The sequence below is a fragment of the Flavobacterium tistrianum genome (assembly GCF_003254545.1).
Lineage (GTDB): Bacteria > Bacteroidota > Bacteroidia > Flavobacteriales > Flavobacteriaceae > Flavobacterium > Flavobacterium tistrianum.
In genome coordinates this window covers 51,881-72,030 of the sequence record NZ_QJRH01000056.1, presented here as the reverse complement: position 1 = coordinate 72,030, position 20,150 = coordinate 51,881, and the positions used below count along the sequence as shown (strand labels likewise).

Below are 20,150 nucleotides of genomic sequence, written 5' to 3'. Positions count from 1 at the left end.
AGAGAAAGCTCTGGGACCAATTGTAGCTTTGTTAAGAGACGATATGTTGGAATTTGACGAAGATCCGAAAGAGATTAAAATTTTGGACGAAAATGGAAATGAGATTCTTGCTGGAGATAATGCCAGACGTTTTTTTGAAGCTTCTTGGGTTCATAAATACAACGGAAAATATTATTTCTCTTATTCAACAGGCGATACGCATTTCATCTGCTACGCTATCGGAGACAGTCCTTATGGGCCGTTTACGTATCAGGGAAGAATTCTGAATCCGGTTATCGGGTGGACATCGCACCATTCGATCTGTGAAGTGGAAGGCGAGTGGTATCTGTTCTATCATGATTCAAGCCTTTCAAAAGGAGTGACGCATTTGAGAAGCATGAAGATGACTAAGATAGATTATTTGGAAGACGGTTCTATTGTTACGATTGATCCTTATGGAATTAGAAGATTATTTGATTGAGATTTTTTTGCTAAAAAATTTAGCGAAAAATACAATCGGTTGTGTTCTTTAGGTTCGTTTTTTTGTCATTGCGAGGAACGAAGCAATCACATTTGCTGAATCAAATTGAAGTGAGGTTGCTTCGTTCCTCGCAATGACAAACTTTATGATAAATGTCCTTATGAAACCGTTTTGCGTGAGGGATAGCAGTGGAAAGCCCGGAGCCTGACGAAGGAAGAGAGAGGACTTGAAGCGAATAGCCCGACCCGCCTTTTTCGGCGGGACACGCCCAAAATATTAAGATTAAGACATAAAAAAATAACAATTTTAATCTGAAAAATAATTTTTTATAAAAGATTTTTAGCTACTTTAGCATAACAGAACGGAACAGAACGGTATGCTAAAAGAAGAAGAAAAATTTGAGTTTATAATAAATCACGAAAGTGATATTCCGAAGTATCAGCAGTTGGTTGACGGAATTACAAATGCCATTGCGGAGAATATTTTGCAAAAGGGAGATTTGCTTCCGTCAGTGAATGTAATCTGCAAAACATATCAGCTTTCGAGAGATACAGTTTTTAAGGCGTATACGATTTTAAAAGATCAGAATACGATTGAATCTGTACCGAATAAAGGCTATTATGTGGCAGGCGAAACGAGAAAAGTGCTTTTGGTTTTGGATACGTTTAAGGCTTATAAAGAGGTTTTGTATCATTCGTTTGTGAACAATCTGCCAGATAATGTGATTACAGATGTGCAGTTTCATCATTATAATATTGATGTTTTTAAAACGATCATCAATAACGGAATCGGGAAGTATTACAAATATGTGGTGATGAATTTTGATCACAAGGATATTGCTCCAGCATTATCGGCGATTTCAAAAGATAAATTGCTTTTAATAGACTGGAATATTCAGGCTGATAAAACGAATAATTACATTTTTCAGGATTTCGGGAAAGCGTTTTATGAGTCTTTGACAGAAGCGGTTGATTTGTTTAAAAAGTATAAAAAGATACAATTTGTATATCCAGATTTTACAAATCATCCGTGGGAGACGGTAGAATATTTCAAGAAATTCTGTGCCGATTTTGGTTTTGAATATGGCATTATAACCGATCCGAAAAAGTTTAATATTGAAAAAGGAATCGCATATATCAGCGTAAGCGACAGGATATTAGGATACTTTTTAGAACAGTGCAAAGAGAAGGATTTTGAACCAGGGAAAGATGTTGGATTTTTATCCTACAACGAGACCCCGATGAAGAAATTTATATATAAAGGAATTTCGGTTGTTTCGACTGATTTTAACGAATTAGGAACCAAAGCAGCGGCATTTATTACACATGACGAAGAAACGAAGTGTTATGTGCCGACAAAATTAATAATTAGAGAATCATTGTAAGTATGTATTATATCGGTTATGATATTGGAAGTTCTTCTGTCAAGGCAGCCTTGGTGGAAGCAGAAACAGGTAAAAAAGTAATCGTTTTGAACGAGCCTCAGAACGAAATGGAAATTCTTTCGATTCACCCAGATTGGGCAGAACAAGATCCTGAAATCTGGTGGCAGCACATTTGCACGGCGACTAAAAGAGCTATTAAAGAAGCGAATATTGATGCTTCTAAAATTCAGGGAATTGGTATTTCGTACCAAATGCACGGATTGGTGATTGTGGATGAGGCTCGAAATGCGCTTCGAAATTCGATTATCTGGTGTGACAGCCGTGCGGTTGAAATTGGGAATAAGGCTTTCGCCGAAATTGGAGAAGAGAAATGTATGTCGCATTTATTGAATTCGCCTGGGAATTTTACCGCTTCAAAACTGAAATGGGTTAAAGAAAACGAACCTCAACTTTACAGTAAAATCTCGAAATACATGCTTCCGGGAGATTACATCGCTTTGAAATTGACGGGCGAAGTAACGACTACAAAAAATGGTTTGTCTGAAGGAATGCTTTGGGATTATAAAGAAAACAAAGTAGCCGACTGGCTTTTAGAATATTATGGAATTGATACAGCATTGACTCCAAAAATCGTAGAAAATTTTACGAATCAGGGTTTTGTTACAGAAAAAGCTTCGGCTGAATCTGGTCTTCCAGCAGGAATTCCGATTGTTTATAGAGCAGGAGATCAGCCAAATAATGCGCTTTCGTTAAATGTTTTGAATCCTGGAGAAGTGGCTGCGACTGGCGGAACTTCGGGTGTGTTTTATGCGGTAAGCGAAATGTCTTCTGGAAAAAGCACAAGAGTAAACAATTTTGTTCATGTAAACTACGAATTGGAAACGCCAAGAGTGGGTAAACTTTTGAATATTAACGGAGCTGGAATTCAGTACAGATGGCTTCGCAATAATATGGGTAACGAAAGTTATGAAGTAATGAATGAAAAGGCTTCAAACGTTGAAATTGGTTCAGAAGGCGTTGTTGTGATTCCGTTTGGAAATGGCGCTGAGCGTATGTTTAACAACAAAACTATTGGTACTCATTTCTTAAACCTCAACTTGAATATTCATAACAGTGCACATTTGTTTAGAGCTTCTCTTGAAGGAATTGCTTTTTCGTTTGTGTACGGAATGGAATGTTTAAAAGAGGATAATGCTACAATTAACGTGATTAGAGCTGGAAATGATAATCTTTTCCGTTCGGAGATTTTCTCGAATACTGTGGCAACTTTAATTGGTTATGAAATCGAAATTTACAATACAACAGGAGCAGTTGGCGCAGCGAGAGCGGTTGGCTTAAAAGATGGAGATTATGCCAAATTTGGAGAGAATATCAGCGACAACGATCACGTTATGACGTTTTTACCACTTCATAACAAAGAACCTTATGAAGCGGCTTATAAAAAATGGAAACAAGAATTAGAATTAATATTAACAAACAAATAAAAGAATCAAATGATAGTTTTAGGAGATAAAGAATACTACAAAGGTATTGGCCAAATTAAGTTTGAAGGAAAAGAGTCTGACAATCCGTTGGCATTTAAATATTATAATCCAGACCAAGTTGTAGCCGGAAAAACAATGCGTGAGCACTTTAAATTTGCTATTGCATACTGGCATACTTTCTGCGGACAAGGAAGCGATCCATTCGGGCCAGGAACTCAAAATTTTGCTTGGGATGCTTCATCAGATCCTTATCAGGCAGCAAAAGATAAAGCAGATGCCGCTTTTGAATTTATCAGCAAAATGGGATTTGATTATTTTTGTTTCCACGATTACGATTTGATTAACGAAGGGCCAACTTTCGCAGAATCAGAAAAACGTTTGGCTTTTATTACAGAATATTTAAAACAGAAAAAAGCAGCATCTGGAATTAAATTGCTTTGGGGAACTTCAAACTGTTTCTCTAATCCAAGATTTATGAACGGAGCAGCTACAAATCCAGATTTTAATGTAGTGGCAAGAGCTGGTGGACAAGTAAAACTAGCTTTGGATGCAACAATCGCTTTAGGCGGAGAAAACTACGTATTCTGGGGTGGTAGAGAAGGTTATATGTCTTTACTAAACACAGATATGGGAAGAGAATTAGACCATATGGCACAATTCTTAGCAATGTCGAGAGACTACGCTAGAGCGCAAGGTTTTAAAGGAACTTTCTTCATCGAGCCAAAACCAATGGAACCATCTAAACACCAATACGATTTTGACTCTGCTACAGCAATTGGATTCTTGAAAAACTATGGTTTAGATAAAGATTTCAAAATCAATATTGAGGTAAACCACGCTACATTGGCACAGCATACTTTCCAACATGAATTGGAAGTGGCAGCAAAAGCTGGAATGTTAGGAAGCATCGATGCCAACAGAGGAGATTACCAAAACGGATGGGATACAGACCAATTCCCAAATAACATCCAAGAAACTACTGAAGCCATGTTGGTTTTCTTAAAAGCTGGCGGATTGCAAGGCGGTGGAGTTAACTTTGATGCTAAAATCAGAAGAAACTCTACAGACTTAGAAGATGTTTTCTTAGCACACATTGGCGGAGCTGATACTTTTGCAAGAGCATTATTAACGGCAGATAAAATCATCACTTCTTCTCCTTACGAGAAATTAAGAAAAGAAAGATATAGCTCTTTTGATTCTGGAAAAGGTAAAGATTTTGCTGAAGGAAAATTAAACCTTAAAGATCTTTATGATATTGCAAACCAAAACGGAGAATTAACGCTTCAAAGCGGTAAACAAGAATTGTTTGAAAATATCATCAACCAATATATTTAATTGGTTTAGATTTTAAATAACCTAACAGGTTTTGAAAACCTGTTAGGTTTCTGCAAAATATTTAGTGAGACGGAAAATCTAAAAACTTTGAAAATGTGTATTAAGATTATGGCTTTTTTCTTGAGATTTGAAAAAAAAATAGATTTAAGGTTTAGTTGCTATTTTTAAGAATCAAATAGAATCAAAAGTCAGTTTGATAAAATAATAAGAAGATATTTTTTTATTGAAGGTTTTTTGAAGAGCAGAATCAATCGAAATGCACATTTTTCACCACTAGAACACGCTGAGAACTTTGTCAAAGTTTTAAACTTTGACAAAGTTTTTTTACTAGAATTTTGACGCACTGCAGTGCGTCTCTACAATTAACCACAAACCAAAAAACTTATGAAATTTTTTATTGACACTGCCAATCTTCAAGATATTGAAGAAGCGCAGGCTTTAGGTGTTTTAGACGGTGTAACCACCAATCCGTCTTTGATGGCAAAAGAAGGCATTACAGGAAAAGAAAATATTTTAAACCATTATCTGGCTATTTGCAATATCGTTGATGGTGATGTTTCAGCTGAGGTAATTTCGACCGATTTTGACGGAATGGTAAGAGAGGGTGAAGAACTAGCGGCTTTACATCCACAGATTGTAGTTAAATTGCCAATGATTGGCGACGGTGTAAAAGCTTGTAAATATTTTTCTTCAAAAGGAATTCGCACCAATGTGACCTTAGTTTTTTCTGCTGGTCAGGCATTATTGGTTGCAAAAGCAGGAGCTACTTATGTTTCTCCGTTTTTAGGAAGATTAGATGACGTTTCTACAGACGGAATGAACCTAATTGCTGAAATAAGAGAAATTTACGATAATTACGATTATCAAACTCAAATCCTTTCAGCTTCTGTAAGACACACGATGCATATTATCAATTGCGCTAAAATTGGATCAGATGTTATGACTGGACCATTATCGGCAATTAAAGGATTATTGAAACATCCGCTGACTGATATCGGATTGAAACAGTTTGTTGAAGATGCTAAAAAGATGAATCTCTAGACTAAAATAAACTACAAATTAAAAAAGCTCTTTTCAGAACGAAAAGAGCTTTTTTAATAATTAAGGTTACTTAAAAAAGTTGCTAAAAGTATATCAATTACTATTTTATAGCTTAAGATCATATCGCTCCTCATAAAACGTTTTCCCCCATTCGTGAACTTCTTCCGATTTCGTAAGTTCAAATCCCATCATTTTATACATTTGAAGGGCTTTGTCCTGCATGCTTGTCGTTAGCAGAAACACATTTTTAAACTTTTTCTCTTTACAAAAATCTACAGCTTCAGTTAAGAGTTTTTTACCAATTCCAAGACCTTTAAAAGCGAAATTTTTTAATTTTTTTAGATTTATTTCGATATTATTTTGCATTCCCATTAATTATATGTTAAGCGCTTTTTCTGCTTTTTATAAGAGAAAGATTATTATACCAAACAAAGTATTTCAATTTTTACGCGAAATACTACAAACCCTTATTTTTCAGTTTGCTTTTGACTTCAAATGTTAATAATATGTTTCGTTTCAGAGAGGTTTTATTAATGTAAACGTAACCTAATCGACCTACCCTCAGCTTTAATTTTGGAGACATATAAGAAGAAACCAATACTTTGTATATGCCAATTTTAAAACAACAGGATCATTATCAAGACAAAATCAGAGAAAGTGTTTTGGCTCACACTTTTAATTTGATTAATCATAAAATAATGGATCATGTATAAGAAGTTTACAGACGAAGAACTTGTCGAATTATTAAAATCAGGCAAGGATAAAGCTTTTGATGAACTTTATTTTAGATATCGAGATCTGCTTGTTCGGTTTGTATATCTCCGAATGAAATCAATCGCCATTTCAGAAGAAATTGTGCAGGAAGTTTTTACCTCTATTTGGGAAAGACGCAAAACAATTGTAATTCAGAAAAGTTTTGCAGCGTACATCTATACTTCGGTTCGCTACATGACTTTAGATTATATCAAATCACACGAAGTTACCGATCAGTATATTCAAGAAGTTTTAGAAAAAAATACCGTTTCGCAAACGAGCTATAATGCGATCGAAGATTCTATTTATTATGATGAACTTCAAAAAGCGGTTGACGAAGCGGCATCATTACTTCCTAAAAAATCAAAAGAGGTTTTTATTCTCAGCCGTGTAAAACATTACACAAATAAAGAAATCGCTGAAGAACTGAATGTTTCGATCGAAACGGTAAAATACCATATTACATATTCGCTGAAATTCATGCGCACTTATTTGGGCGAATTCAATTAAAAGTAAACTTCAGATTAAGAATCCAATTTTTTTCTTAACAGAAGCGTAACCTTTTGCGCCTACCTAAAATTACAATTCCCAAGACATACTAGTATAGACATAAAGAAATTATAATGCCTGAAAATTCAAATAACGAAATCAAAAATTTTTTAGAAGGAAAGTATTCCCCAAAAGGACAAGAAATGTGGAATAAATGGTACGATCGTACAGATGATTTTTTTGATAATATGGAAGTGGTTCAATCAGACCGTTCAAAACTGAAAAAAGAATTAAGACAAATAAAAAATACCAATAAAGTTATTGCTCTTTCATACAAAAACTGGGCTGTTGCAGCTTCTTTGATTTTCTTGATCGGATTATCGGTGTTCTTTTATCAAACATCAAATGTTGTTGAAAGCAAACAATTTGCCGCAAAACTAGGCGAACATGCTCAGATAGAATTAAGTGACGGAACAAAAATCTGGCTAAATGCAGGAAGTATTCTTAAATATCCAAAAGAGTTTAAAGGCGATACGAGAGAAGTGTATTTGAGCGGAGAAGCTTTTTTTGACGTAGCCAAAGACAAGAAACATCCTTTTATTATTCATACCAATAAAATGGATACCAAAGTTCTCGGAACCAGTTTTAATGTTCAAGCTTATCCAGACCAGACCACGCAAGAAGTTTCGGTCGCAACAGGAAGAGTAAACGTGAAATCGACTGTTACAGAAGAGAATGTTTATGTAACTCCAGGACAGAAAGTGGTTTTTAAATCGCAAAGCAACAAGCTTCAGGCTTTCAAGGATATTCCAGTAAATACCATTTCACTTTGGCGTAAAAACATTATGGTTTTTGAAGAAACGCCTTTGCCAGAAGTTGTGGCCACAATAAACCGCAATTATAATGTTTCGATTGAAGTCAAAAACAAGAATTTAAACGATTTAAAGATTAGCGCTTATTTTAAAGAACTTCCTGCCGATCAGGTAATTGGATTGGTGTGCAATATCATCAATGCCCAATACAAAATGGATTCTGGAATTTATAAAATCGAGTAATTCTTTAAACAATAAAAATAAAACTACGTAGCAAACTAATAAACAAAACAATTACACTAAATCTAAAAACTATGAATGAAAAACAAATGCGGTATGCCAGCATAAGGACAATAGGAACAAAATTATTCCTATTTATGACTTTGTTTTTTGCTGCACTAACAGTAAAAGCTGGGAATGTTGACATTAACAAACGAGTGACTTTAAAAGTTGATAATGAGAGTATAAAAAATATATTTCAAAAAATTGAAAATCAGGTTGATGTGCATTTTATGTACGAAAGCAGCCAAGTAAACACCAATCAGAAATTAACTTTAAAACTGAATAATGTAACTCTAGAACAAGCGCTGGATAAAATTTGCGGAAATGTGCTACGATATGAGATTGTGAGCAACAATATCGTAATCAAGAAAAATCAGAAAGTTGCTTCTTCAGATCAGAATAAAATTACTGTTTCAGGAACTGTTTTCGGAGGAGACGACAATATGCCTTTACCAGGTGTGGGAATTAAAGATAAAGGCTCAGACGCAGCAACAGCAACTGATTTTGATGGAACATTTAAATTGGAAGTAAACGCTTCTGAAGCGACACTTATTTTTTCTTATGTTGGTTATATAACGCAAGAAGTAAAAGTAACTAGTTCACAAAACATCACGGTAAAATTAGCAGCCGATGTAAAACAGCTTCAAGAAGTTGTGGTAATGGGATACGGAAGTGTTAAAAAGAATGAAGTTTTAGGAGCGGTTGGTTCTGTTTCTATGAAAGAAACATCAAGCAGAACATACAACAATGCAGCAGAATTATTGCAGGGAACGGTTGCTGGAGTTACGGTAATTAACGATGGTGGTGACCCGACTGCATCACCAACAATCAATATTCGTGGTATTGGATCTTTGAACGCTGAAACGCCTTTAATCGTTTTAGACGGAATTATTTACAGCGGTTCTTTAAACACTATAAATCCAAATGATATTGCATCTATAAACGTGTTGAAAGATGCAGCTTCGGCAGCAATTTATGGAGCAAGAGCTTCTGGTGGGGTAATTTTAATTACTTCTAAAAAAGGAGTTTCAGATAAAATTAATGTGAATGTAAACTATCAAGGAGGTTTTCAGAATGTAGCCAAAAAATTAGAGGTTTTAAACGCTGCAGAATATGCCGATGCGATGAATCTTGCAAGAGATAATGCAGGTTTGCCGAGAATTCCTGCTTTTGATCCAGCATTTGAGCCAACTGCAAGAACAACAAAAACTAACTGGATGGATGAAATTTTCCGTACAGGAGAAATTCAAGATCTGTCTCTTTCGGTAAATGGAAAAACAGAAAAATCTAATTTCTTTCTTTCTGGAAGCTACAGAAAAAACGAAGGTATTTTGTTAAATACTTACGGAGAGCGCTACACAGTAAGAGCAAATTCTTCTTTCAAATTGGCAGATAATTTCACCATTGGAGAAAATATTTCGTACTCTTTAACTGATGGACAGACAGCCAATACTTCAAGTTCGTACACAGGAGCAATCCAAGCGGCAATTTTATATCCTCCAAACGCAACGATTTATAGAGAAGATGGTTCGGGGCAATTTGGTGGTGTTCCAGAAAAATATATTGGTTCATACGGAGACGTTATTAATCCGGTGGCATATTTGAAAAGGTTAGACAATAAAAATCCAGTTTCGACCATTTTAATCAATCCGTACGCAGAATGGGAAATTGTTAAGGGTTTAAAAGTAAAATCGAATTGGGGTTATACTAGAATTCAGGACAATGCAACAGATTTTACAGTAAAAGTTACTGAACCAGGAAAAATATTCGATTTTAATAGATTGACGTTGAAAAATTTAACGGTTACCGATTTATTGAGCGAGCAAACCATTTCTTATGAGAAATCTTTTGGAAAACACAATTTGAAAGCTTTGGCAGGATATACCTATCAAGAAACAAAAAGAGATTTCTATACAGTTGAAGGAACTGGTTTTGACAACGAAGATCCATCGCAGCGTTATTTATTAAATGCAAAATTAATTCAGCAGACAGCAGCCGGAAGATCAGATGAAATTATTTCTTCTTATGTAGGAAGAATCAATTACGATTTCAATCAGAAATATTTAATCTCAGGAATTGTTCGTCGTGACGGAACTTCAAAACTATTAGAAAATAATCGTTGGAAAGTGTACCCTTCAGTTTCTGCAGGTTGGTTAATTTCTGAAGAAAATTTCATGAAAGGTATTGAACCAATCATTAGTAATTTAAAACTTCGAGCAAGTTGGGGACAAATTGGAAATTTAGGAAACCTTGGGCCATACCAGTTTAGTGTGCCTTTAGTTCAAACTCAAGCTTTAATTGGAGCAGTTCCATCAATCAATTATGGTTATGCTGAAAGCGAATTATCAAATCCGAATTTAAAATGGGAAAGTTCTGAGCAGACTAATATTGGTTTAGACTTCACGATGCTAAATAATACTTTGGTAGGATCTGTTGATGCTTACGTAAAGAAAAACAAAGACATGTTGGTTCGCGACCAATTGCCAGGAGTTTCTGGAACGCCACAAGGAAGAATTGTAAACTCTGGAGATGTTGAAAATAAAGGAATCGAGGTGAGTCTGACGTATCAAAAAACTCGTGGAGAATTTAAATTTGATGTTACAGCAAATGCTGGATTCTTAAGCAATAGAATTGTTTCTATTAAAGACGATTTAAATTCATTAGAACCTCTAGGATTAAGCCGAGTTCGTAGTTTGCCACTGGCGAATATTTACCAAGTTGGAAGCCCAGTTGGCGCGTTCTACGGATATGCTATGGATGGATTATTTCAAAGTAACGATGAGGTGAAAGCGTATGTAAATAAAAATGGTGTAATGTATCAGCCAAATGCGGTTGCCGGAGATATTAAATTTAGAGATGAAAACGGTGATGGCGTTATCAATAACAGCGACAGAGTAGTTTTAGGAAGTCCTTTCCCAAAGACAACGTATAGTTTGAATGCTAATTTCAAGTACAAAGGATTTGATATGAATATCTTTTTCAGTGGAGCTGCAGGAAATAGCGTTTTCAATGCTGTAAAACATACAGGTTTAAATGCTTCTTTCCCAGGTTACAATTTATTGGCTGAATCAAAAGATGCTTGGTCACCAACGAATACCGATACAAATGTTCCTGTTCTTTCGTCAACAGATAACAACAACAACTTTGGGCGTATTTCTAATTTGTTTATCGAAGATGCTTCTTTCTTAAGATTGAAAAACGTTTCTATTGGTTATACTGTTAAAGAAAGCTGGCTGAACGGAAAAGCAAAATTGAGATTCTTTATCTCTGGACAAAACTTATTTACAATCACGAAATATTCTGGAATGGATCCTGAAGTTGGACTTAAAAATTTCGGAATGGATTTAGGACGTTATCCGCTTTCTCGTATTTACATGACAGGTGTTAACGCAACTTTTTAAAAAATAAAAAACAATTAAAATGAAAAAAATAAGTCTTTTATTATTGAGTTTTGTGCTTTTAGTAAGTACGGCTTGCGAAAGCGAACTTGATGTTGTGCCGCAAGGAGCTCCTTCGAGCGGGAATTTCTGGAAAACACCAGCAGACGCAAAAGCAGGAGTAAATGCAATTTATGCTTTGTATTCAGATGATAATATGTATGGTCGTGGTTTCTTTTGGCTGAATAATGCCAGCGATGATATAGGAACAAAACCAAGACAAAATGCAGAAAGAATCAAAAATTTTATTGTAGACGGATCAGAATCGGATACTAAGGATATTTGGAGAATCCATTACGAAATTATGAAACGTTGTAATGATGTTATTCGTAACGTGCCAAATATTGCCTTGGATGAAAAAACAAGAAACGGAATGTTGGGAGAAGCTTATTTTAACCATGCTGTAATGCATTTAGAATTAGCATACCATTATGGAGATGATCGTGCAGGAATTCCAATTCAAGACAGAGAAAACCCGACAAATGTTTATGTACCTCGCGCAAAAAATGTGGCCGAAAACTACGCTTACATTGCCGCAGATTTAATCAAAGCAGCTGATTTATTGCCTTATTTTGATCAGCTTACGCCAGACAATTACGGGCGTGCTCACAAAACTGCAGCTTGGGCATATTTAGTGCGTACTTATTTGTATGCTAAAGATTGGGACAATGCCATCAAATATGCTAATATGATTGTGGCTAGCGGAAAACACAAATTATTGGACAATTTTGAAGATGTCTTTAAAATCAGCAACAATTGGTCTTCAGAATATATTTGGTCGGTAACTTCAAGTGCAGAAAATACTTCTTTAGGTTCTATTTTTCCTGGAGTTTGCCTAGAAGATAAAGGTTGGGGAGCTTACAACGGATGGGGGAATTTTTATCCGACAAAAGAATTATTTGATACTTACGCGCCAAACGATAAAAGACGCAGCGCTACAATTCTACAAAAAGGAGACAAATTTGTTTACTTCGGAGAGACAGTAACCTTCAATGAAGGGAATCATGTGGTAAGTTCAAGTAACAGAACAGGTTATCAGTTTAAAAAATATATGGAACCATTCAGTTATCCAAAAACAACATCGGGTGGAGTGGATATTCGTTATGTAAATGCGAATGGAGACAAACCTTCAACAGCTTTAAATGTGCCTCTTTTACGTTATGCTGATGTGATTTTGATGTTAGCGGAAGCGAAATTAATGAAAGGCCAAAACGCAGATACAGAAATCAATATGATTCGTCACCGTGCAGGTCTTGCAGATATTTCTGGAGCAACAATGGTTGATTTAAAAAGAGAGAGAAGATGCGAATTGGCAGGTGAATGGACAGATCGTCATTTTGATTTAGTGCGTTGGGGAGATGCAAAAGAAACGTACGCAAAACCATTACACCATTATAACGGAAGCGTAATTTATCCTGCTCGTAATTTCAATCCTGCAATTCATCATGTATGGCCAATACCGCCAGATGAAATTGCTGTGAGTAAAGGAGCTTTGACTCAAAACCAAGGCTGGTAATAAAAAATTTCGTTGTGTTTTTTTAGTTTTTTACGCTGCAGTCTTAGTCAGGAGACTGCAGTTGTAAAAAAATAAAGTCTGTCATTCCGAGGAACGAGGAATCACACTCGGGATTCGACAAAGATTGGGGAAATTCTATACGGAATTTCTCGTGTGATTCCTCGTTCCTCGGAATGACAAATAGAACTTAATAAATAGCATAAACCAAATTCTAATAAAGTTACCTACAGCTTTAAAAGAATAAAAATCATTTTCGATGAAAAAAATAATCACTCTTTTTTGCCTTCAATTTTGCTTGTTCGCTCAAGCGCAGGAATATACTTCTTCAAATATTCATTCTCATAACGATTACGAAAGTAAATTACCATTTTACGAAGCTTATTCTAACGAAACTGGTGTTATAGAAGCCGATGTTTTTTTAGTAAATAATGAGTTGTTTGTGGCTCACACTTCTAAAGAAATTGCTGCTCACAATACACTAAAAAGCATGTATTTAGAACCTCTTTCTAACAAATTAAAAACGTTGGAAGGAAAAGCGTATCCGAGCAACAAACCATTGATTTTAATGATTGATATTAAGTCTGATGCCGATTCGACTTTGAAAGCAATTACACAGCAGTTAAAGGCTTTTCCAGATATTATTTCAAATAAAAACATAAAAGTGGTTATTTCTGGAAACAGACCTATAGCGTCACTTTGGGCAACATTTCCAGAATTTATTTATTTTGACGGAAGGCTGAATGAAAACTATACTTCTGATCAATTAGCTAGAGTTGAGATGATCAGTGAAGATCTACATGAAATCACGGTTTGGAACGGAAAAGGTGTTTTGACGCAGCCAGATTCTGAAAAAATTCAGGCAATTATCAAAAAAGTCCACGATCAAAATAAAAAGATAAGATTCTGGGCTACGCAAGACAACGTGAATACATATATGACTTTGATGAATTTAAAAGTTGATTTTATCGGAACAGATAAAGTTACCGAGCTGACTCAATTTATAAATAACATTAAAACGACATTTTATCAGAATACAGAATTTCACCAGGCTTATGTTCCTAAAAATGTTTTCAAGAATAAACGTCCAAAAAATGTTATTCTCTTAATTGGAGACGGAATGGGATTAGCGCAGATTTATTCTGGATATACTGCAAACAAGGGGCAATTGAGTTTATTTAATATTCCTACACAGGGATTCTCGATTACAAAAGCTTCAGATAGTTATATTACAGATTCTGCGGCAGGTGCAACGGCAATGGCTACAGGGCATAAAACCAATAATCGTTTTATAAGCGTTGATGAACAGGGAAAACCGCTTCAGACAATTGCAGAACAGTTGGCAAAGAAAAACTATAAAACGGCGATTATTTCTGCCGGAAATATTACAGATGCAACTCCAGCGGCATTTTATGCACATCAGCCAGAAAGAAGTTTAAGCGAACCAATTGCTAATGATTTCCTTTCGAGTCCATCAGATATTTTAATTGGAGGAGGACAAAAAGAATTTATTTCCAGGAAAGATGGTAAAGATTTGTCTAAAACTCTAATCGAAAAAGGATATGTTTTCTCGGATAAATTCTCGAGTTTAGATACCATTAAAAATAGCAAATTTGTAGTTTTAGAAGATGCAGCTGTAGTTTCTATGAAAAATGGGAGAGGAGATTTTTTGACTAAATCTTTAGCGAAAGCGACAACTACTTTTTCAAAAACAAAGAATCCATTTTTTATTATGGCGGAAGGCGCTCAAATCGATTACGGCGGACACCAAAACAATGTAGAATATGTGGTAAGAGAGATGCTTGATTTTGACAAATTGGTTGGTCAAGCAATGGAATTTGTAGATAAAAACCCAGAAACTTTATTAATCGTAACCGCAGATCACGAAACAGGAGGATTATCTCTTATCGATGGAAGTATCGAAAAAGGCTACGTTCATGGAAGTTTCAGCACGAACGATCACACGGCAATTCCCGTTCCTGTTTTTGCTTACGGTCCAGGTTCTGAAAAATTTATGGGAGTTTACCAGAATACAGCGATTTATGACAAGATTATGGAGTTGATTGGAGGGAAATGATTTGTTTTCAATTGATATAAAATTCAAAAAGGAGCATCTGAAAAGACAGCTCCTTTTTCATTTCAGAAATTGTCTCGTCCTGAAATAGCGATACACAAAAAAGCATCGTATGGATAATTACACAAAACGCACCCAAAAAGATTACACACTTAGCTTTAAACTTGGTGTTGTTAAAGAGGTCGAATCTGGGATTTTCTCAGTAACCTCCGCTCAAAGACACTATGGAATCCAAGGCCGTTCCACGGTTGTAAATTGGCTCAGAAAATATGGTAACTTTGATTGGGAAAATCAAACGCCATCAAATATGCCAAAGACACCTGAACAAAGAATTATGGAGCTTGAGGCCAAGGTAAAACTTTTGGAAAAACAAAAAGCCCATCTTGAAAAACAAAACCATATCTCTGACTCTAAAGCTATTATTTTTGATATGATGATAGATCTGGCTGAAAAGGAATATAATATTGATATTCGAAAAAACTCACCACCCGAACAATCCAATCTTTCAGAGAAGAAAGGCAGTAAAGCATAAGCTTCATCTGTGGCTTGTTCGGGATAAACAGACAGGTTTATTATCGGATTATCAAACGTACCAAGTTTAGGAGAAACCTGGCAGAACAGGTTGTAGAACTTGTCAATGGACAGCGTGCGTTACAGCCTCGGCTTGGTACGCGCAAACTATACCATATTCTGAATCTAAAGTTAAAAACCTTAAAGGTAGGCAGGGATAAGTTCTTCAGTATTTTAAAAGCAAATCATTTGCTGATAAAGCCAAAAAGGAGCTATCATGTTACCACATGGTCGCATCATCGTTTTAGAAAACATCCTAATCTCATAAAAGAGTTAGATATAAAAAGACCTGAACAAGTATGGGTATCAGACATTACCTATATCGGCAAACGTGAGAAACCTTGCTATTTAAGTTTAATAACAGATGCTTATTCAAAAAAGATTATGGGCTATGAAGTGTCTGATTCTCTTAATACACAAGGATGCGTCAATGCTTTAAAAATGGCACAGAAGAACAGGGTGTTTAGAACCGAACCATTGATACATCACTCAGACAGGGGAATACAATACTGCTCAGATGAGTATCAGTATTTTTTAAAGAAATATAGCATAAAATGCAGTATGACACAAAATTCTGATCCTTATGAAAATGCCGTAGCTGAAAGAATAAATGGAATATTAAAACAGGAGTTTAGGATTAACTCTTATCATCTTGATCTATATTTAATGAAAAAAATGGTCGCTGAAACTATTAATAAATATAATCAAATTAGACCGCATTGGTCAAACTATATGCTGACTCCTAATCAAATGCATTTGCAAAGCACTATTAAAATGAAAACCTATAAAACAAAAAACAGAAGTAACTTGAAAGCTACTTCTGTCTAAAAAATGTATTTTTATTATTATTAATCCTGTATCGGTATTCTAGGACTAGTCAAATATATCGTTTCGCTGGAGCTTTTTAATGGTTGTCTTTGAATTTTTTTCTATAAATATATCGCTTTTCCACAGCTTGAAAACGTTTTTCAAATCCCAATGAAACATTATATTAACTTTAAATTGTGTCTTAGAAAAGTCCCAGAGGGACGAAATATTTATAGAAATAGAATTGCGGTTTAAGAAAGAGCCCCAGCGGGGTGAAATATATTATTTCGGCTAATTTTAAATGTTACATTTTATTTATTTTCCTTTCAACAAATTAATGCTAACAGTTGCTGTATTTGCATCTGGAAATCGTTTAAAAATAGATTTATCCGGAAATAATCCTGCTTCTGCCGCGATTGCATTAAAAACATCAATTTCAACAATATACTGGCCAGAAAAACCATGTGTGGCATCATAAGCTGTTGCTGGAGTTCTGCCTAAATTATTGGCCGTAAGGATAGGATTTATGGTATGAAGTTCAATCAGAAGGAGACCAAATTTCCGGACGTACGGAGACCATTTTTGAAGATGCTCCAAAAGATTATCTTCAACCAGATTATTGCTAATTCTTTTTCCTCTATAAGCAAACGCACCTGTTGAGGTGCTGACTCTGTTTGCGTTAATATGTTTCGGATCTTGCCATATTCTATTATGATCTAGAAATGTCCTCACATTTAGAAGATCTTTCAAATCGATATTATAATTTTCTTTCAAATCATTGGCTAGCAAATCAGGACGTCCTATATCGCCCCAAATTACTTTTGCCCAAATATCTGCATTTATCAGATTGGCTCGGGTTACTTTTAGGGCAGTTTGGTTATAATCAACTCCAACTATAAATAGCGGATATTCGTCGAGCATTTTTCCTCTTAAAGTTTGTCTGTCGATTACTTCAAAAATATGCTGTAAGAAAGCGCCATTTCCGCACCCCATGTCTAGAATTCCTTTAGGCTGTTCATCAATAGGAAGATTAAAAAGCTTGATCAGAATTTCGTCAACTACTTTAAAATAAGTGTCGTGAGCGCCACCGCTTCCCCAAACATTCATTTCACGATCCACATGAAGTTCGCTTTCGCCTTCAGCCGTTCTCAAAATATCTGGATTGCCAAAAATTAATTCTTCGATTTTAGCAAATGTCGGTAAATAAGAAACTGTAACGCCGTATGCGCTGGCTCTTTTGGCAAAAAACAAACCAGCTTCAGTAAACTGATAATTACCATTTTTTTCCAGAAACCACCCCAGATGAACAAAAAAGTCTAAAATCTTTTTAAAATTTTCTGGTGATTTATGAAACTCTTCGGGTCTGAAAGAAGTTTCCATAAAATATTTATGAAACATTCCATTCATTGCCAATCTAACAATTGTTGGACCGATCAGATAACCTTCAATATGTTTTAAAATCTGTTCCTGAATACTGTTTTTCAGAGGGTCTTCTGAAGGTTCAATTCCGTATCTTTTTTTATATTTTTCAAAAATAATATTGAGTTTTTCAAACGGCGTATCTTCAAATAAACGTGGATGAAAATGGATAGATAACTGAAGCAATTCAACAACATCTTCGTAGAGATAAAATAATGAAAATGCTGTTTTTGTTTTCTCGTTTACTGAAATTGTGATTTCCTGCTTTTGGTTATCAACTTCATAATCCAGAAATCCCTGAGAAGCCAAAACTCTCAGTGCGACATTCAAATAACCTTCGTTGGCTTTAAAAGCAGTAGTAAGCTCAGATAACGTGAGCTTTTCTTTGCTTAATATAAATTCTAAAACTGATTTATTTTTGAATGCTACTGCTACTGGAGCAGTTACTAATCCGTCAAGATGTCTGAAAATGGAACCTAAAAGCTGTGATTTATCGTTCATAATACAAGGGTGAAGGTTAGTTTAAAAATAGTGATTTTTTTGATTGATTGTTATATGCTGCTTTTAGCTTTAGAAAAAGAGTATAATTAGAATAAAATAAAACCTTCAACAAAGTTGAAGGTTTTATTCTTTGAAAAAAGTATTTTATCAGGGATTAAATTCCACCATCAGTAATAACCCAATTATTAGGAGAGCCAGTTAACAAAGCTCTTCCTGCGCTTGATGCTGATGTATATTTCGTTGCTCCAAATGTTATTGTAATAGGAGTTTTTACTGGTCTTGAACTCCATCCATTATAAATAGCATCTAAATTTGAAGCTGAGAATGTTGTTGAAGTTTTTCCTGACATGAAATTAGAGAAATTAGATACGTTAGATACATTCCAATTTCCTATATCTTGATTAAAATTTGTGGCACCAGTAAACATACTTGACATATTAGTAACTGCACCCACATTCCAATTTCCAATTGGTTGATTGAAATCTTCATTATTAGAAAACATACCAGTCATATTTGTAACTGCTGCGGTATTCCAATTACTAATATCTTGATTAAATTTGGCATAACTAAACATTTGTAACATAGTTGTAACTGCTGACACGTTCCAACTACTGATATTTTGATTAAACGGAGTACCAACAAATAAATTAGACATATCGACGGGACTATTTGTTTTTATTTGCCAATTTTGAATATCTGGACTTCCACCATTATTAAATGCTGAATAATTAAGCATACCGCCAAAATTAGTTACATTAGATACATTCCAATTTCCAATATTTTGATCAAAATTCGTAGCGCCACCAAACATATTAGACATATTTGTAACAGATGAAACATTCCATGTGCCTATATCTTGATTAAAATTGCGAGCTGTGTAAAACATAGTGGACATATTTGTAACTGCTGAAACATTCCAATTTCCAATTGGCTGATTAAATCCACTTGCACCATGAAACATGTTTCTCATATCAACAGAACCATTTGTTTTTATTTGCCAATTTTGAATATCTGGACTCCCACCATTATTAAATGTTGTAGCATTAACAAACATAAGTCCAAAAAATGCACAAGCAGATACATTCCATGCACCAATATTTTGATTGAAATTTGTAGCATTACTAAACATACTAGCCATATTTATAACTCTTGAAGTGTTCCAATTTCCTAAAGGTTGATTAAATAAAAGACAGCCACTAAACATTACACTCATATCAGTAACAGAAACAGTATTCCACGAATCTATTAATGAATTAAAGTTGCTACAGCCATTAAACATTTGCGACATATTTATAACCAATGAGGTATCCCATTCATTAATTCTGTTTATAGTTGTTAATGTTGTGCAACTAACAAAACATCCTACTAAATTTGTTGTTCCAGTTAAGTTTAAAACGTCTTTAACCAATGCTAAATTTAGGTTAGCACAACCATTAAATTGATTCGTAATATTTCCTAGTTTTAAAATGCCCCACGATTGAACAGATAATATTTTCAACCTATCTCCAGTATTATTAAACTGCCATCCTGTACAAGTTCCGTTTATTTTTATTGTATAATCTCCCGCTGTCGCATAAGTATGAGTAGCTTGGGTTTGATTCCAAGCAGTAATTTTATTAGAGCTTCCGTCACCCCAATCAACCGTGAAGTTGTATGTTCCTGATGCAACTAATGGAAGTTTTATCTGTGTAGAACTACTAGATCCAGTAGAGGTATTACTGGTTCTCCAAGTAGAAACAAAAGAGTTTTTGCTTCTCCCGAAAACTGTATTTTGAATTAAACTTCCCAT

At 34.9% G+C, this 20,150-nt stretch carries 15 protein-coding genes; 12 read left to right on the top strand and 3 right to left on the bottom strand.

The features are described from left to right. The 5 genes from DMB71_RS01840 to fsa form a co-directional block, all read left to right on the top strand. Positions 1-460, top strand: a 460-nt coding sequence (locus DMB71_RS01840) for a family 43 glycosylhydrolase (RefSeq protein ID WP_162614760.1), incomplete at its 5' end; no start/stop codon positions are given. A 376-nt stretch (positions 461-836) separates the two neighbouring features. Next, positions 837-1,844, top strand: coding sequence for a GntR family transcriptional regulator (locus DMB71_RS01835; RefSeq protein WP_111363158.1), 1,008 nt, complete (start codon positions 837-839; stop codon positions 1,842-1,844). A 2-nt stretch (positions 1,845-1,846) separates the two neighbouring features. Then, the gene (locus DMB71_RS01830; RefSeq protein WP_111363156.1) at positions 1,847-3,328 is read left to right on the top strand and encodes a xylulokinase; all 1,482 of its coding nucleotides are present in this window, start codon (positions 1,847-1,849) and stop codon (positions 3,326-3,328) included. A 9-nt stretch (positions 3,329-3,337) separates the two neighbouring features. Continuing rightward, positions 3,338-4,663, top strand: coding sequence for a xylose isomerase (xylA, locus tag DMB71_RS01825; RefSeq protein ID WP_111363154.1), 1,326 nt, complete (start codon positions 3,338-3,340; stop codon positions 4,661-4,663). Positions 4,664-5,047: 384 nt separating this feature from the next. Beyond that, positions 5,048-5,704: a fructose-6-phosphate aldolase gene (gene fsa, locus DMB71_RS01820; RefSeq protein ID WP_111363152.1), complete on the top strand. Its 657-nt coding sequence runs from the start codon at positions 5,048-5,050 to the stop codon at positions 5,702-5,704. Between the two features lie 105 nt (positions 5,705-5,809). Here fsa and DMB71_RS01815 read toward each other — a convergent pair whose 3' ends face one another. Beyond that, complete coding sequence (locus DMB71_RS01815; protein ID WP_239452904.1) at positions 5,810-6,076, bottom strand: GNAT family N-acetyltransferase; 267 nt, start codon at positions 6,074-6,076, stop codon at positions 5,810-5,812. Positions 6,077-6,409: 333 nt separating this feature from the next. Between DMB71_RS01815 and DMB71_RS01810 the strand changes: the two genes are divergently transcribed. The 7 genes from DMB71_RS01810 (at position 6,410) to DMB71_RS01785 (ending at position 16,462) form a co-directional block, all read left to right on the top strand. Then, on the top strand, positions 6,410-6,967 hold the full coding sequence (locus tag DMB71_RS01810; protein ID WP_111363151.1) for an RNA polymerase sigma-70 factor: 558 nt from the start codon (positions 6,410-6,412) through the stop codon (positions 6,965-6,967). A 113-nt stretch (positions 6,968-7,080) separates the two neighbouring features. Beyond that, on the top strand, positions 7,081-8,001 hold the full coding sequence (locus DMB71_RS01805) for a FecR family protein (protein ID WP_111363149.1): 921 nt from the start codon (positions 7,081-7,083) through the stop codon (positions 7,999-8,001). Between the two features lie 71 nt (positions 8,002-8,072). Then, a complete protein-coding gene (locus DMB71_RS01800) occupies positions 8,073-11,441 on the top strand; it encodes a TonB-dependent receptor (protein ID WP_111363147.1) in 3,369 nt (1,122 codons plus the stop codon). Positions 11,442-11,460: 19 nt separating this feature from the next. After that, positions 11,461-12,993 carry a RagB/SusD family nutrient uptake outer membrane protein gene (locus DMB71_RS01795; protein ID WP_111363145.1) on the top strand — a complete coding sequence of 511 codons (1,533 nt, stop codon included), beginning with the start codon at positions 11,461-11,463 and terminating at the stop codon, positions 12,991-12,993. A 256-nt stretch (positions 12,994-13,249) separates the two neighbouring features. Continuing rightward, positions 13,250-15,067, top strand: coding sequence for an alkaline phosphatase (locus DMB71_RS01790; RefSeq protein ID WP_111363144.1), 1,818 nt, complete (start codon positions 13,250-13,252; stop codon positions 15,065-15,067). Positions 15,068-15,176: 109 nt separating this feature from the next. Beyond that, a complete protein-coding gene (locus DMB71_RS22070) occupies positions 15,177-15,596 on the top strand; it encodes a helix-turn-helix domain-containing protein (RefSeq protein ID WP_204251757.1) in 420 nt (139 codons plus the stop codon). A gap of 14 nt (positions 15,597-15,610) precedes the next feature. Beyond that, positions 15,611-16,462 (top strand): IS3 family transposase, encoded by an 852-nt coding sequence (locus DMB71_RS01785; protein WP_204251756.1) that lies wholly within the window; start codon positions 15,611-15,613, stop codon positions 16,460-16,462. Between the two features lie 294 nt (positions 16,463-16,756). Here DMB71_RS01785 and DMB71_RS01780 read toward each other — a convergent pair whose 3' ends face one another. Further along, positions 16,757-18,361, bottom strand: a complete 1,605-nt coding sequence (locus DMB71_RS01780) for a class I SAM-dependent methyltransferase (protein ID WP_111363143.1) — start codon at positions 18,359-18,361, stop codon at positions 16,757-16,759. A 154-nt stretch (positions 18,362-18,515) separates the two neighbouring features. Then, positions 18,516-20,150, bottom strand: a complete 1,635-nt coding sequence (locus DMB71_RS01775; protein WP_111363142.1) for a BspA family leucine-rich repeat surface protein — start codon at positions 20,148-20,150, stop codon at positions 18,516-18,518.

Coding starts and splice junctions, on each gene's coding strand:
- DMB71_RS01835 (WP_111363158.1), top strand. CDS start 837: ATGCTAAAAGAAGAAGAAAAATTTGAGTTTATAATAAATCACGAAAGT.
- DMB71_RS01830 (WP_111363156.1), top strand. CDS start 1,847: ATGTATTATATCGGTTATGATATTGGAAGTTCTTCTGTCAAGGCAGCC.
- xylA (WP_111363154.1), top strand. CDS start 3,338: ATGATAGTTTTAGGAGATAAAGAATACTACAAAGGTATTGGCCAAATT.
- fsa (WP_111363152.1), top strand. CDS start 5,048: ATGAAATTTTTTATTGACACTGCCAATCTTCAAGATATTGAAGAAGCG.
- DMB71_RS01815 (WP_239452904.1), bottom strand. CDS start 6,076: ATGGGAATGCAAAATAATATCGAAATAAATCTAAAAAAATTAAAAAAT.
- DMB71_RS01810 (WP_111363151.1), top strand. CDS start 6,410: ATGTATAAGAAGTTTACAGACGAAGAACTTGTCGAATTATTAAAATCA.
- DMB71_RS01805 (WP_111363149.1), top strand. CDS start 7,081: ATGCCTGAAAATTCAAATAACGAAATCAAAAATTTTTTAGAAGGAAAG.
- DMB71_RS01800 (WP_111363147.1), top strand. CDS start 8,073: ATGAATGAAAAACAAATGCGGTATGCCAGCATAAGGACAATAGGAACA.
- DMB71_RS01795 (WP_111363145.1), top strand. CDS start 11,461: ATGAAAAAAATAAGTCTTTTATTATTGAGTTTTGTGCTTTTAGTAAGT.
- DMB71_RS01790 (WP_111363144.1), top strand. CDS start 13,250: ATGAAAAAAATAATCACTCTTTTTTGCCTTCAATTTTGCTTGTTCGCT.
- DMB71_RS22070 (WP_204251757.1), top strand. CDS start 15,177: ATGGATAATTACACAAAACGCACCCAAAAAGATTACACACTTAGCTTT.
- DMB71_RS01780 (WP_111363143.1), bottom strand. CDS start 18,361: ATGAACGATAAATCACAGCTTTTAGGTTCCATTTTCAGACATCTTGAC.
- DMB71_RS01775 (WP_111363142.1), bottom strand. CDS start 20,150: ATGGGAAGTTTAATTCAAAATACAGTTTTCGGGAGAAGCAAAAACTCT.